This is a genomic window from Microbulbifer sp. CnH-101-G (assembly GCF_052466775.1).
Map to the genome: position 1 here is coordinate 2,906,521 of NZ_CP174292.1, position 14,932 is coordinate 2,921,452.

The 14,932-nt window shown below is 53.2% G+C and carries 14 protein-coding genes; 9 read left to right on the plus strand and 5 right to left on the minus strand.

The window, feature by feature from the left end:
* The first annotated feature begins 101 nt into the window (after positions 1-101).
* The 6 genes from miaB (at position 102) to ACJJID_RS12885 (ending at position 6,831) form a co-directional block, all read left to right on the plus strand.
* A complete protein-coding gene (gene miaB, locus ACJJID_RS12860) occupies positions 102-1,469 on the plus strand; it encodes a tRNA (N6-isopentenyl adenosine(37)-C2)-methylthiotransferase MiaB (RefSeq protein WP_152454632.1) in 1,368 nt (455 codons plus the stop codon).
* A gap of 208 nt (positions 1,470-1,677) precedes the next feature.
* Complete coding sequence (locus tag ACJJID_RS12865) at positions 1,678-2,706, plus strand: PhoH family protein (protein ID WP_444919826.1); 1,029 nt, start codon at positions 1,678-1,680, stop codon at positions 2,704-2,706.
* A 17-nt stretch (positions 2,707-2,723) separates the two neighbouring features.
* A complete protein-coding gene (gene ybeY / locus ACJJID_RS12870) occupies positions 2,724-3,194 on the plus strand; it encodes an rRNA maturation RNase YbeY (protein ID WP_444919827.1) in 471 nt (156 codons plus the stop codon).
* A gap of 66 nt (positions 3,195-3,260) precedes the next feature.
* Positions 3,261-4,154 (plus strand): HlyC/CorC family transporter, encoded by an 894-nt coding sequence (locus ACJJID_RS12875; RefSeq protein WP_371416930.1) that lies wholly within the window; start codon positions 3,261-3,263, stop codon positions 4,152-4,154.
* 79 nt (positions 4,155-4,233) lie between these two features.
* The gene (gene lnt / locus ACJJID_RS12880) at positions 4,234-5,799 is read left to right on the plus strand and encodes an apolipoprotein N-acyltransferase (RefSeq protein WP_444919828.1); all 1,566 of its coding nucleotides are present in this window, start codon (positions 4,234-4,236) and stop codon (positions 5,797-5,799) included.
* A gap of 114 nt (positions 5,800-5,913) precedes the next feature.
* Complete coding sequence (locus tag ACJJID_RS12885; protein ID WP_444919829.1) at positions 5,914-6,831, plus strand: TIGR01777 family oxidoreductase; 918 nt, start codon at positions 5,914-5,916, stop codon at positions 6,829-6,831.
* A gap of 39 nt (positions 6,832-6,870) precedes the next feature.
* Here ACJJID_RS12885 and ACJJID_RS12890 read toward each other — a convergent pair whose 3' ends face one another.
* From ACJJID_RS12890 to ACJJID_RS12900, 3 genes are all read right to left on the minus strand, one after another.
* On the minus strand, positions 6,871-7,248 hold the full coding sequence (locus ACJJID_RS12890; protein ID WP_444919830.1) for a hypothetical protein: 378 nt from the start codon (positions 7,246-7,248) through the stop codon (positions 6,871-6,873).
* A gap of 197 nt (positions 7,249-7,445) precedes the next feature.
* Positions 7,446-8,231, minus strand: a complete 786-nt coding sequence (locus ACJJID_RS12895; protein ID WP_444919831.1) for a YdcF family protein — start codon at positions 8,229-8,231, stop codon at positions 7,446-7,448.
* On the minus strand, positions 8,228-8,677 hold the full coding sequence (locus ACJJID_RS12900; protein WP_152454639.1) for a zinc ribbon-containing protein: 450 nt from the start codon (positions 8,675-8,677) through the stop codon (positions 8,228-8,230). The genes ACJJID_RS12895 and ACJJID_RS12900 overlap by 4 nt, the downstream gene beginning before the upstream one ends.
* Before the next feature lie 162 nt (positions 8,678-8,839).
* Here ACJJID_RS12900 and leuS point away from each other — a divergent pair, with 162 nt between their 5' ends.
* The 3 genes from leuS to holA all read left to right on the plus strand — a co-directional run bounded on the left by leuS (position 8,840) and on the right by holA (position 13,082).
* Positions 8,840-11,437 (plus strand): leucine--tRNA ligase, encoded by a 2,598-nt coding sequence (gene leuS, locus ACJJID_RS12905; RefSeq protein ID WP_444919832.1) that lies wholly within the window; start codon positions 8,840-8,842, stop codon positions 11,435-11,437.
* A 101-nt stretch (positions 11,438-11,538) separates the two neighbouring features.
* The gene (locus ACJJID_RS12910; RefSeq protein ID WP_444919833.1) at positions 11,539-12,063 is read left to right on the plus strand and encodes an LPS-assembly lipoprotein LptE; all 525 of its coding nucleotides are present in this window, start codon (positions 11,539-11,541) and stop codon (positions 12,061-12,063) included.
* An 11-nt stretch (positions 12,064-12,074) separates the two neighbouring features.
* The gene (gene holA, locus ACJJID_RS12915; protein ID WP_444919834.1) at positions 12,075-13,082 is read left to right on the plus strand and encodes a DNA polymerase III subunit delta; all 1,008 of its coding nucleotides are present in this window, start codon (positions 12,075-12,077) and stop codon (positions 13,080-13,082) included.
* A gap of 104 nt (positions 13,083-13,186) precedes the next feature.
* On the opposite strand, the gene ACJJID_RS12920 is transcribed toward holA, so the two are convergent.
* Both ACJJID_RS12920 and ACJJID_RS12925 read right to left on the minus strand, forming a co-directional pair.
* Positions 13,187-14,365 carry a hypothetical protein gene (locus ACJJID_RS12920; RefSeq protein ID WP_444919835.1) on the minus strand — a complete coding sequence of 393 codons (1,179 nt, stop codon included), beginning with the start codon at positions 14,363-14,365 and terminating at the stop codon, positions 13,187-13,189.
* 54 nt (positions 14,366-14,419) lie between these two features.
* On the minus strand, positions 14,420-14,899 hold the full coding sequence (locus tag ACJJID_RS12925) for a hypothetical protein (RefSeq protein WP_444919836.1): 480 nt from the start codon (positions 14,897-14,899) through the stop codon (positions 14,420-14,422).
* Between the last annotated feature and the right edge of the window lie 33 nt (positions 14,900-14,932).

Genomic DNA, 14,932 nt, shown 5'->3' on the forward strand with positions numbered 1-14,932 from the left:
GCACAGGTTCTCAAGCGCTAATATAGCCATCTATGCAGTACCGGGTCCTGTCGCTATAATGCCCCACCCGTTTAATTGACCAGTTTTTAATCAGGCACGATATGTCCGATACACCGGCGAAAAAGCTATACATCAAAACCCACGGCTGCCAAATGAATGAGTACGATTCCGCCAGGATGCGCGATCTGCTCGGCGAGTCACACGCGATGGTACCCACCGACGATCCCGAAGAGGCGGACGTACTACTGGTCAATACCTGTTCTATTCGCGAGAAGGCCCAGGAAAAACTGTTCCATCAGTTGGGTCGCTGGAGACGTCTCAAGGAAAAAAATCCCGAGCTGGTTATCGGCGTTGGTGGCTGCGTGGCCAGCCAGGAAGGCGAGGCAATCGCCAAGCGCGCCCCCTATGTTGACTTGATCTTCGGCCCACAAACTCTGCACCGCCTGCCGGAAATGATGGAAACCAAAGAGCAGAAAAATGGCGTAGTGGTTGTGGATATCAGCTTCCCGGAGATCGAGAAGTTCGACCGACTGCCGCAACCCGAGGCCGATGGCGCCACCGCCTTTGTCTCCATTATGGAAGGTTGTTCCAAGTACTGCACCTTCTGTGTAGTGCCCTACACCCGCGGCGAGGAAGTGAGCCGGCCAGTTGCCGATGTACTGGAGGAAGTCGCCCACCTGGCAGAACAGGGCGTGCGAGAAGTCAACCTGCTGGGCCAGAATGTCAACGCTTACCGCGCTGCCGGAGTGGATGGACAAGAGGTGGATTTCGCCGAGCTGATCACCTATGTGGCCGCTATAGACGGCATCGACCGCATCCGTTACACCACTTCGCACCCAGTGGAGTTCTCTGACGCTTTGATCGACGTCTATGCACAGGTACCAGAACTGGTCAGCCACCTGCACCTGCCGGTACAGAGTGGTTCCGATCGCATTTTGATGGCGATGAAACGCGGCCACACCGCATTGGAATACAAGTCTAAGATCCGCCGCCTGAAGAAAATACGCCCGGATATCTGCCTGTCCTCTGACTTTATCGTGGGCTTCCCCGGTGAAACTGACAGGGACTTCGAAGCCACTATGAATCTGATTCAGGAAGTGGGCTTTGACCTCTCTTTCAGCTTTATCTACTCACCGCGCCCGGGCACCCCGGCAGCTGACCTGCCCGACGACACCCCGGAAGAGGTTAAAAAAGAGCGCCTGCAGCTACTACAAAACCGTATCAACCAGCAGGCCCAGGCTATCGCGCGGCATATGGTCGGCAATACCGAACGGGTTCTTGTGACCGGAGTTTCCAAGAAAGACCCCGGTCAACTGCAAGGGCGCACCGAAAACAACCGAGTGGTTAACTTCCGCGCCGATGACCTGGCCCTGATTGGCAAATTTGCCGATGTCCTGATTGAGGAGGCCCTGCCAAACTCCCTGCGCGGCACACTGATTACCTCGGAGCTGGAAGAGGACCTGTTCTAAGGGTTAGGGATTACTTTAAATCCAGGCAAGGTGTGCTTAAAAACCACACCTTGCCGCCCAAATATCCTAACAGCACCACTGAAATTACAAGCTGTAATTAAAATCGGGTAAAGTTAGAACCTATTGGTAACACCCAAAGCTTTCCCATACAGGGAAAATGGGTATACCCTAGCAATGAACCCTACAGATTAAGGTGCCGGAAACCAGTTTGGAAACGCAAACCCTCGCTCACAGTATCACCCTCGAGCCCAACGACGCTCGCCGCCTCGCCAACCTCTGCGGTCAGTTCGACCAACACCTACGCCAAATAGAGCAGCGACTGGACATTGAGATCCGCAATCGCGGCAATCAGTTCGCCGTCTACGGCGAGCCCGATAAAGCCAAGGCCGCCTGTGAATTGTTGAGCTTTCTCTACAAGGAAACCGGCTCGCGCGATCAACTGACCCCCGATGAGATACACCTGGCCCTACAACAGGCCGGTGTGGAGGAACTGCTCAATAAGGGGGAGAAGGAAGAATCCAGCGAAGCCGACCAAGTGGTACTGATTCGCACCAAGAAGTGTTCTGTTCGCCCCCGAGGCCTAAACCAGCGCAAGTATGTGCAGGCGGTTCAGAGCAACGATATTAATTTCGGCATAGGCCCAGCCGGTACCGGCAAGACTTATCTGGCAGTGGCCTGTGCAGTCGAAGCCCTGCTCAAAGACCAGGTGGAGCGCATCCTGCTGGTGCGTCCAGCAGTAGAAGCCGGTGAGAAACTCGGCTTCCTTCCCGGTGACCTGAGCCAGAAAGTGGACCCTTACCTGCGACCACTGTACGACGCACTCTACGAAATGCTCGGTTTTGAAACCGTCGGCAAACTGATCGAGCGCAATGTGATTGAGGTAGCGCCCCTGGCCTATATGCGCGGACGTACCCTCAACAACGCCTTTGTGATCCTCGACGAGAGTCAGAACACCACCCGTGAGCAGATGAAAATGTTCCTGACCCGGATTGGTTTCGGCTCCACTGCGGTGATTACCGGTGACCCGAGCCAGGTCGACCTCCCGCGCGGACAGGCCTCAGGGCTGCGCCACGCGGTAGAAGTCCTCGGTAAGGTCAACGGTATCAGCTTTACCCATTTCGGCGCTAAAGATGTTGTCCGCCACCCCCTCGTGCAGCGCATCGTAGAAGCTTACGATATTCACGAAGCCGAGCGGGAAGTTAATATCGGTAGCAAAACCGACGAGAATGCCGCCTGAGGTTCCCCCGCTGAGTTATGATTGATTTGACCCTTGATGTGCAGCGTGCCAGCCGCTGCACAAACCTGCCCTCCGATGAAAAGATCCGCACCTGGATCACCAATGCCCTGTCCGGCCGGCGCAAAGAGGCTGAACTGGCTGTGCGCATCGTCGACGAAGCGGAGAGCCAACAGCTCAACTTTCAGTATCGCGGCAAAGACAAGCCGACCAATGTTCTGTCTTTTCAAACAGACTTTCCCGCCGAATTAAACCTACCAATACTGGGCGACTTAGTCATTTGTGCTCCAGTTGTGGAAAAGGAAGCGGAGCAACAGAACAAAACGACTGAGGCGCACTGGGCACATATGCTGGTCCATGGCACACTGCACCTTCTGGGTTATGACCATATCGAAGATAGCGATGCGGAAATCATGGAAAAGCTGGAAACGGGCCTGTTGACCCACCTCGGCTTTGCCGACCCCTACATCCCTCTCGATGAGGCGGGATGACAAGGGGTCAAAATGAAATTACCCACTTACGATTATTGATTGAAATAGACGAGAGATATCCGGAGCATGGCCACTTCCATGACCACAGACGAGCCCCCAAGTAGTCACTCTTCCAGCAAACCCCGGTCGAGTGAGAAGAACTGGCTGGAAAGATTGTTTGGTGCATTTTCTGCCGAACCCAAGTCCCGCGATGAACTGCTGGATATCATCAAGGACGCCGCTGAAAATCAGCTGGTCGATGCCGAGGCTCTATCCATCATCGAGGGTGCCCTGGATGTGTCCAACCAGCAGGTGCGGGAGATAATGATCCCCCGCTCGCAGATGGTGGTTGTGGGACTACAGGATAAGCCCGAGGTATTTCTGCCCAAGATTATCGAGTCGGGCCACTCCCGCTTCCCTGTTGTCGGTGAGAGTATCGACGATATCCGCGGGATACTGCTGGCCAAAGATCTGCTCCCCCTGCTTCTCAAAGGCGTTGAAGCATTCCAGCTAGAAGACATCATTCGCCCAGCCAATATCATCCCCGAGAGCAAGCGCCTGAATATCCTCCTGCGGGAGTTCCGTGAAAATCGCTACCATATGGCCGTTGTAATCGACGAATATGGCGGCGTTTCCGGCGTTGTGACCATTGAAGATATCCTCGAGGAAATCGTCGGTGAGATCGAAGACGAAACCGATGAGGAAGAAGCGGATAGCTTTATCCGCCGGGTGGGTGAAAATGACTACATCGTCAAGGCACTCACGCCCATCGAGGAATTCAATGAATTTTTCGATTCCGAATTCAGCGATGAAGAATTCGACACGGTTGGCGGTCTGATTATGCAGTCTTTCGGCCATCTGCCCGGCCGCGATGAAGTCACCCGCCTCGGAGACTTCCTGTTCCGGGTACTCTACGCGGACAGCCGGCAAATCCACCTGCTGCGCGTAGCCCATATGCGTAAGCCGCCCGATGAAGATTGAACCGGGCACCTATAGGTCTAGTCATAACATTCTCTGCTAGGGATACAGTCGCAGCTGCGGCTACCGATTAAGCGAGTCTATGCGAAGAATACTATTATCTCTCGCCGGTGCGGGTGCCGGCGGGCTAATGACACTTTCCCTGGCACCCTTCAACTACTGGGTGTGTGGACTCCTGTCTCTCGCCCTATTTGCCTGGCTGCTCCTGTTCGCCTCCCGCGGTCAGCCAATGCGCGGACGCAGCACCTTTTGGTTGGCCTTCTGTTATGGGCTTGGCCTGTATGCAACTGGTGGCTCCTGGGTCTATGTCTCAATCACTAACTTCGGCAACTCTTCGCCTCCCCTGGGGTTTGCGCTCACCGGCGGGTTTGTCGCACTCATGGCGGTACTCCTGGCGGCGCCTTTCTCTTTTCTCGGTCGCTTTACCGCCAACAAATTTAGCTTTGCTCTCGCCTTTGCCGCGCTCTGGTTTATCAGTGAATGGTTCCGCAGCTGGATGTTTACCGGCTTCCCCTGGCTATTCGCCGGTTATGCCCATCTTGGCACCTGGATGTCTGGCTGGGCGCCGGTATTGAGTGTCTATGGTATCGGGCTGTTACTGGCCCTCTCTGGAGCCGTGCTCGCTCTAGCCGCCAGCGGCCGTCTGGCTCCCCTCAAGCGACCGGCTCATATAGCACTGATTGGTGCAGCAGTGCTGCCCTGGCCTCTCGGAGCTGCGCTCGCCAATATTCAGTGGACCCAGGCCGAGGGGGGCATAATCACCGTTGGGATGGTTCAGGCCAATATTCCCCAGGAAAAAAAGTGGCTGCCGGAGTTTCGCGGAGAAACTATCAGTCGCTACCAGGAGGGCACTCGCTCACTGAGCGAACGGGATGTGGATGTCATTATCTGGCCGGAAGCGGCACTGCCTATGCTTTACGGCCAGGCCCCAAACCTGATGCAAGCCCTGCAGCGCAATGCCGAGAAAACCGGTATCGATCTGATCAGCGGTATTCTCTACGACACCCATAACTCCGAGGATGGTACCCGCAAGGTACATAACTCCGCTGCAGTCTTTGGACGCAGCCCCAGTGTTTACCACAAGCGTCACCTGGTGCCTTTTGGCGAGTATGTCCCACTGGAAAACCTGATCAGGGGTACTATTGAATTCTTCAATTTGCCCACTTCTTTTATTCGTTCCGGGCCCGACCAGCAAGGGCCTCTCAATGCCGGGGGAGCCAGCTGGGCACCTCTTATCTGCTATGAGATTGTCTACCCCCGCCTGGTGGCGGATAGCGCCCTCACTTCCCAGGTACTCCTAACTATCAGTAACGATGCTTGGTTTGGCGAGTCCATAGGGCCGCTGCAACATATGCAAATGGCGCAAATGCGCGCGCTAGAGACCGGCCGTTATCTTGTGCGAGGCACCAATACCGGGGTCACCGCGATCGTCGACCCCCGCGGACAGATCATCGAGCAGCTGCCCCAGTTTGAGCGGGCAAATATGACCGGCGATATACGCGCTATGCGCGGCTCAACGCCGTTCATGCTCGCCGGCATTTTCTCAGTGTTTGCCCTGGCACTGCCTATGATGGCCCTAGCACTCCTTCTCAGCCGCAAGCGGTCCGATAATGCTGAGAAACCCATCCCCGGAGGCGTCACCGAGTAATCATCTTCTGCCACCAATCACTTCACCGCATGCTGCCAAAACACCCCGCAATCGGGGATGACTGCTATGCTGCATGCAATTTACCTGTGAAATTTTGGCGGGGATGGGCTGTTTATGCATTGCTTGATCAGTGGTGGCACCGGCCTAATTGGCAGACTCTTTTGCCAGCGCTGGCTAGCCCGCGGCGATACTCTTACAGTACTAAGTCGCCAACCCGATAAAGTGCACCAACTCTGCGGCGAATCCGTCAATGCCTGCAGCTCGCCGGAAGAGGTTCAAGAACCGGTAGATGTCGTGGTGAATCTGGCCGGGGAACCCATTTCCACCCGCTGGACCGAGAAACGTCGCGCCGAGATTCGCAATTCCCGTCTAAATATTACCGAACAACTCGTGCGATGGACCCTCGCCCAGAGAGAGCGCCCCAGTTACTTCCTTTCAGGATCGGCTATCGGTTATTACGGAGATCGCGGCGGCGAACTGCTCAAGGAGGACAGCCCACCCGGAGGAGGGTTTTCCGCACAATTATGCCGTGACTGGGAAGCGGCCACGCAGCCACTACAAAGGGCTGGGATGTGTGTTGGAACCATACGCACCGCAATTGTGCTCTCCAGGCGCGGCGGTGCACTACCAAAGATGCTCCCAGCCTTTCGCCTGGGACTCGGTGGGCCAATGGGTTCTGGTGAGCACTGGATGAGCTGGATTCACGAAGAAGATGAAGTGGGTTTATTACTCCACGCTATCGACCAGCGTCTGTGTATACCTTTCAACGCGAGCGCCCCAGAGGCGGTTACCAATAACAGCTTTAGCCGCTTACTAGCAAAACAACTACACCGCCCATGCCTATTCCGTTCACCCGCCTGGTTGCTGAAAACACTATTTGGGGAAATGGCAGAAGAGCTACTCCTCGCCAGTGAAAGGGTGGAGCCTCACGCCGCCCTCGATAGCGGTTACAGCTTCCAGTTTCCCACACTGGAACAAGCATTGGCCGACCTACTGGATAAAGACAATGCCAGTAACAAGGTGCGCGCCTAGAAGCAGACTATTGTTGCCAGAGTGCTCAAGCGCCTTGGTTTAAGCCGCGACCACACCGCTCTCCAGGGCCTGGGTCAGATAGCGCCGGCTAGATTCACTAGTGACTAAATCTCCGTGGCTAGCCATCGGCGCAGAGCCAACCCACTGCGCATGCCAGCGATACCATTGGGACTCCTCTGCATTGACACGCAGTTCAATAAACTCCACTTCCGCTGGATCGAGACCAAACTCGCGGACTATTTGCCCAGCAAAAGTCTCAAAATTTTTGTTTAACTGAGCCCCACTTTCGGCCCCACCGCACAGGAAAAAAAGCGTTCTACCATCCTGATCTACACGCTTGAAGCCAATCCATACCGCCCGATTGAGCCTGTTGTGTAACTGGATGGGAGCAAAGGAAACCGGGATGCCCTTCATCATAAGGTTATCTCGTTTATTGTTATGGTTGTTATCCACAGTCGCTACTCCATATTAAGTAGTAATCAGCGGGTGAGATCTGTGGCGCCAGTCGTCTATTTGCCCGATACAACTAGCCAATAAAACAGATGCATTCCCTAACCGACGCCTACTCCCTCATGCTTAATAAATCTCAGAGACCCCTTCGCCACAAAAGTTCCTCAGCACTTTTTTGCCTGTGGAAGCGGTCGAAATTGATACCATACCTGCGCCATGAGCTCTCTCCAATAGGTCTGAGTTTGTAACAGCGCCTCCGCATTGGGTATCCAGTGTAAAACCCTACCCCGTGCCCTCGGTGACAACTCAGAAATACTGCCCACCGGTAAGGGCTGTACCTTTAGTCCCGCTCGTTTAAAGACCGCAGCGGCCCTGGGCATGTGCCACCAATGAGTGGCGAGCACAATAGTATCCACACCTGCGCCCTGCAATATCGCTGCGCTGTTTACCGCGTTCTCTGCGGTAGTGTGACTGCAAGCATCACGCCAACTCACCGGACGGGACAACCCTTTCAGTAAGTCTGCCATCAGTTGTGATTCAGAGGCATGCTCATCCGGTGAGACACGACCGCCAGACACCAGGATTGGCATGTCTTCTGGTCCCTGCTGAGCCGCCCAAAGCACCCGCTCCATACTGGATGTGGACAGAGTTTCATAGCCAGATTCACCGTCCCGATAAACCCCTCCACCCAGCACCACCAAAGCTTGGGGTGCTGGCGCCGTATCTGGCAAGTCTGTCGTTGAGCCCAGACACTTGCCGAGCCAGCTGGAAAAAGCTGGGGTGGCACTGAGCCAAAGCAGGCAAAATGAAAAAACCGCCAGTGGCAGGGAAGACTTCTCCAGCAGAGAACCCTCTGGAAAAAAGCGAATAAAGAATGCCGCAAGTAACCCCAGCATTGGCGCCAGGGGCGGCATCAGCATATTGGTCGCTATTTTATACAGCTCACTCAATACTCAAGGCCGCCTTCTATCTGCCTGAAACAACCATATCCACAGCGGTGACAGGGAGTAATTTGGCTATTCTCCGGCGGCTGGGCGAGATAACCGCAGCCCAGGCACTGCAACTCCTCATCGGCCCCCACTGTCTCACCGGCGAGGGCCCAGGGTTTGCCTTCGCGGATACAGCGCATAAGATTGGGCCAGGCCGTTTCTGTGGGGTCCGCGGCGTTCAGTAACCAGTCGCCCCCGCGCTCCTCCAGAGTCAATAGTTCTCCTCCCAAGCCACGCATATAGTCCCCCGCCCGATGTAGATCATCTTTCAACCAGGCGCGAAGAAAAGCGACTTTATTTGCGGTAAGGTTCTCTACTGCCAGTTCACCCTCGACCAAATCCTCCAGGTCTTCACGAAACTCATCGGCCAGATCGTCCTTCGGCGGCAACTTCGGTTCCTTCGTCACGGTATCCCTCCTATAATCTCGCGTTTACGCATCCTAATAGATGCTCAGGTGGAAGTCCTTGATCGCAATCAATCCTTTTGCTTGCCGATCCAGAACTTCTCCCACTAAAACACTGAATATTTTCCCCGCAAAATTTGATCACAGAGTATAGGTCCCCAATCAATGGAAGAGCAGTACAACCCCTCCGCAGTCGAAGCTTCCGCCCAGGAATTCTGGGAGACAGAGAAAAGCTTTGAGGTTCAGGAAGATACCGGCAGGGAAAAGTTCTACTGCCTATCCATGTTCCCCTACCCCAGCGGTAAGCTGCATATGGGCCATGTGCGTAACTACACCATTACCGATGTCATTTCCCGTTTCCAGCGTATGCAGGGGAAAAATGTCCTGCATCCTATGGGCTGGGATGCCTTCGGACTACCGGCGGAAAATGCCGCCATCCAGAATAAAACTGCGCCGGCCAAGTGGACTTACGCCAATATCGATTACATGAAGGGTCAGTTGAAAGCCCTCGGCTTTGGCTTTGACTGGTCCCGCGAGCTGGCCACCTGCCAGCCGTCCTATTATCGCTGGGAGCAGTGGTTCTTCACCCGCCTCTATGAAAAGGGCTTGGTTTACAAGAAAAACTCCGCGGTAAACTGGTGCCCCAATGACCAGACAGTGCTCGCCAATGAACAGGTTGAAGACGGAGCCTGCTGGCGCTGCGGCACCACCGTGGAAAGACGCGAGCTGGCCCAGTGGTTTATCAAGATCACCGACTATGCCGAAGAACTTCTCGAGGACCTGGATAAGCTGCCGGAGTGGCCAGAACAGGTGCGCACCATGCAGCGCAACTGGATCGGCAAGAGTCGCGGTGTGGAGCTGAGCTTTAGCCTGCCCACCACTGTGGCTGGAATGGACTATTTCGATGTATACACCACCCGCCCAGACACCCTGATGGGCGTCACCTATGTATCCCTCGCCGCCGAACACCCTATTGCACTGGAATTGGCAGAATCTAACCCGGAGCTGAAAACCTTTATCGCGGAGTGCAAAAAGCAGTCCCTGTCCGAGGCCGACATGGCCACCATGGACAAGAAAGGCATGGATACCGGTCTCAAGGCCATCCACCCCATCAGTGGGGAGGAAGTCTCCGTCTGGGTAGCCAACTATGTTCTGATGGATTATGGCTCCGGTGCCGTTATGGCCGTACCCGCTCACGATCAACGCGACTGGGAATTTGCACACAAGTACCAGCTACCAATAACCCAGGTCATCGCTCCCACCAATGGCCAGGAGATTGATCTGGACAAGGAAGCCTTCACTGAAAAAGGCAAGCTGGTAAATTCCGGCAATTTCGATGGCCTGGATTTTGATGGTGCCTTTACCGCAATATCCGAAGTGCTGATTGCCGCTGGTAAGGGACGGGTAACCACCAATTACCGTCTGCGCGACTGGGGCGTGTCCCGCCAACGCTACTGGGGCGCTCCTATTCCCATGTTCAACCTGGCGGACGGTGGCGAGATCCCCGTGCCAGCCGATAAGCTGCCCATTTTGCTGCCGGAAGATGTGGAGCTGGACGGCGTTCAATCCCCCATTAAAGCGGACCCTGAATGGCGCAAGGATGAACTCAATGGTACGCCGGTCGAGCGCGAGACAGATACCTTCGATACCTTCATGGAATCCAGCTGGTACTACGCACGCTACACCTGCCCGGATTTTAAAGAGGGTATGCTCGACCCTGATCGCGCCAACTATTGGTTGCCTGTCGACCAGTATGTAGGTGGTATCGAACACGCCATCCTGCACCTCCTCTATGCACGCTTCTTCCATAAGCTGATGCGGGATGAGGGGCTGGTCAACAGCGATGAACCCTTCAAGCAGCTGCTGTGCCAGGGCATGGTTTTAGCCGAGTCTTTCTATAAAGAAGAAAATGGCCATAAAACCTGGATCAACCCCGCCGATGTAGACGTGGAGCGCGATGACAAGGGCAAACCCATTAAAGCGGTCGAGCGCGCAACCGGTGAGGAAGTGGTCGCCGGCGGCGTTGTTAAGATGTCCAAGTCAAAAAACAACGGCATCGATCCCCATGCCGCTGTTAAAGAATACGGTGCCGATACGGTTCGCCTATTCACCATGTTTGCCGCTCCTCCCGAGCAGACCCTCGAGTGGCACGATGCCGGCGTTGAAGGCGCCAGCCGTTTCCTGCGCAAACTGTGGAAGACCGTACATTCGCATGTTGCCACAGGCACCTGCAGCACTCAGATTGACCAGCAATCCTTAACCGACCAACAGCAACAACTGCGTCGTAAAACCCACGAGACGATTCAGAAAGTGGGCGACGACTATGGCCGCCGCCAAACCTTTAACACTGCTGTCGCCGCAGTGATGGAGCTTCTCAATGAGGTGGGCAAGCTAGCGGATCGCAGTAGTGAGCAAGGGCTTGCAGTAGAGAGAGAGGCCCTGCAGGCAGCAGTCTTGCTACTGGCTCCGGTAACTCCACATATTTGCCACCAACTGTGGCAAATCCTTGGTAATACCAGCGCCTTGATCGACGCTCCCTGGCCAGTAGTAGATGAAAAAGCACTTGTGCGTACGTCCATTACCTTGGTTGTTCAAGTCAATGGTAAAGTACGTGCAAAGCTGGATGCGCCTGCTGATGCGGACAAAGAGAGTTTGGAAAAGCTCGCCCTTGCCGATGAGAACGTCCAGAAATTTATCGGCGATGCCACTGTACGCAAAGTTATTGTCGTACCGGGCAAACTGGTAAATATTGTCGCGAAGTAAAAAATCCGCGCAGTAAAAACCAACCGTCAGCCGGGAGCACCTTGCTCCCGGCTCGTATCTGCAAAATCCCTGTTTACTGGTACAAAAAAGCCAGGTAGTTTATGAAAATAATCGCACGTCGTATCGTCCTTCTATTTGCCATTGTGACCACCGCCAGTTGCGGTTGGCACCTACGCGGAGCTCCAAAGAACTTTCCTCCTGGCAGCACCATTTATATTTCCAGTGAAAATCCACGCAGTGATATTGCGGATGAAATCAGCCGCCTTCTGGAAAATGGTGGGGTCCCTGTTGCCGCATCTCCTATTGAGGCAGATTACCTACTCACTATTCACAAGGAAATGGAACGTAAGCTTACTGTTGCGGTGGATTCTGAAGGTCGGGCTTCTGAGTACGAATTGATTACTAGCGCTATTTATAGTGTACGAACACATAGTGGCGAAGTGCTTTTAAATAAAGCGCAGGCCGATGTCTACAGATCACTGGAGTGGGACGTTTCAGAAATTGTCAGTAAAGGGGAAGAGGAGCGTCTCTTACGTGCAGAGATGCGCCGGGAACTTATTAGCCGGATGATCAACCGTCTGCGCCGTATTGATGTCAATGCACCACTGCAAGACAAGAGCTACTAGGTAGCTCCGCCATGCGTATCAACCCCCAACAACTTTCCCAGCAGCTTAGAAAAGGGCTGGCGCCGGTTTATATCATCTCAGGCGATGAACCACTCCTTGTACAGGAGTGTTGCGACCAAATACGTGTGGCAGCAAAAAAAAACGGTTTTGGCGAGCGCGAACTTCTTCATGCTGAACACAATTTCGATTGGGGATTATTACTTGCCTCAGCCGGAAATATGTCCCTGTTTGCGGAAAAAAAACTTATTGAGCTGCGCGCACCCGGTGGCAAGCCAGGGGATAAGGGTAGCAAAGCCTTGCAGGAATTTTCCTCGCTTGCCAGCCAGGATTTAATATTACTGCTGATTCTGCCCAAGCTTGATAAGTCTCAGCTCAATAGTAAATGGATTAAAGTCCTTGAGCAGGAAGGTGTGCTGGTACAAATTTGGCCGGTCAGCGCCCAGGAGATGCCACACTGGATTAGCCAAAGAATGAATTCCACGGGGTTAACCGCCGAGAAGGAAGCTATAAAAATTCTAGCTGAACGGGTAGAGGGCAATCTACTTGCTGCCAGCCAGGAGATCGAAAAGCTTAAGCTTTTAAATAATGACGGCGCAACAATAACTGTTGAGCAACTGGAGCAGAGTGTTACCAGCTCTGCTCGCTATAGTGTTTTTGACCTAATTGACCGGGCACTGGCGGGAGAGCCTGAAAAAGCGATTAAGACTTTGCAGGGTTTACGTGCAGAAGGTATTGAGCCACCGGTGGTACTCTGGGCCCTGACAAGAGAGATACGCTCACTGTTAGAGCTAGGTGAAAAACTCAACCAAGGGCAGCCCATAGCAAGACTGGTTCGTATACAAAAGCGCCAACCGCTCATACAAGCTGCGTTATCCCGCTTAACGCCCCACAAACTGGAGGCTCTTCTGCTAAAAGCCAGAGCTGTGGATTCCTCAATTAAGGGTGGGAGCCAATATCGGTCCCCATGGAATGGTCTCCTGGAACTTACTCTTAATCTGAGCGGGCAAAGAAGCATCTAGGCAAAGAGCTGCTCAAACAAGCGAAAGTTGGATTTTATATTCGACCAATAAAAAACCCCTCCCCTAAACGGGGAGAGGTACTGACAACAGTCGCTATAGCTGTATTAGTTTTGGGAAACTGCAGCCATATTGCCGTTACCCATCTGGTGGACACTCGCCATGTTGAAGTTGCCTGTCTGGGTAACAAAAGTAGCGTTTTCGCTACCAGATTGTCCCAGGTGAGCACCGTGCTCAAAGCCAGTTTGAGATACAACCATTAAGTTGAATTCCCCCATGTCTTGGTGGATTTCAGCCAGGTTCAGCTCACCGGCCTGATCAATATCTAGCGTATTGGCCATGCCATCGGTATAGCCGAAGGCTGAGTTAGCGCTACCAGACTGGTCAATGGTTGCTACGTTCAGGTCCCCTGACTGGGAGAACTCAGTCCAGTTTAGGTCACCATTTTGTACCAGAGTAGCAGCATTGTTGTTGCCATACTGGTACATATCACCGATGTTATTAGTGTCATTCTGAGTAACAGTCATCACGTTGGCATCGCCGTATTGACCGGCTGCGCTGGAGTTGCCGGTACCAGTCTGGGCAATAGTGGTAACGTTATTGGCACCATCCTGGGATAAATCCAAGTAATTGTAATCGCCAGTCTGTACCAGGTTAGCCGTGTTTTCTACGCCGCCCTGATAGACGAAGCCAACGTTACCTTCACCGACCTGACCACCTAAGAAGCCATCTGCCGAGCTGTACCAAGTGCTGCTCCAAACACTGTTGCCATCACCTGCTTGGGTGCTGACAAACAAGTTGCCGTTGCCATCTTGCTGCAGGGCGGCCATATTGTCATTACCGTCTTGAACTGCATCAAGGGTATTGTCATTAGCCTCGGTGTACTGATCCAGGTGCATGGTGTTTTCACTACCAATTTGAGTAGCGTAAGCTGTGTTTCTCGCACCATCCCACTGGTGAATAACACCTTGGTTACCCTCGCCCTGCTGGAAAGTATAGGCCTGTGAGCCATTTTGATTATATTGATCAGTTTCAGAATAGTTGCGGTTACCTACCTGGGTCTGGTCAATATAGTTAGCATCGGCTGAAGACTGGCTTGCATTAGCGCGGTTATCGTCACCTTCTTGCCATTGGTAAGCAGCGTTATTGGTGGACTCAAACATTTGGTAAATGTCTGCAGCATTATTATTGCCAGTCTGTAACTGATCACCATAATTACTATCGGCCATGGCCTGCCCAGCACCAACAAGCATTGCAATCGCAGCAGCAAGTGAAAGCTTTTTCATTTATGCATCTCCATCAGACTAAATAAACAAATACGAACAAAAAGAAACAGTGCTTTAGTCATATTGAACTACTTGCACTGCATGGTTGTCACCGAACTGCGCGACAAATCCAAATAGGCCATCTCCGTTTTGGATGATATTGGCTGAATTGGCATTACCCACCTGATTGATGAGGGCAATATTATCTATTCCATTTTGAATAGCTGTTGCCTGGTTATAAGCACCAGACTGGGAAATGGCTGCGTAGTTATATTCACCAGCCTGCTGAATTACAGCTTCATTCGAATAGCCTTCTTGAACCAGAAAAACTTGGTTGTACTGTCCAAACTGGGATGCTTCGGCAACGTTATAGTCCCCACTCTGAACAACTTCAGCCAGTTGGCCCGTAATAGATTCATCACGCTGTAACATAAGATCCAGCGTCCCCTGACCAGAGGACAGCTCATCGTAGCCATCCAAATCGCCTGCCCAAACAGCGGGAATACAGGTAACCAGCAGGAGTAAAAAATAAAAACTCGCCTTGATAGCGCCCACCCAAATCTCCCTTAGTGAAATTGAAGCAAGAGC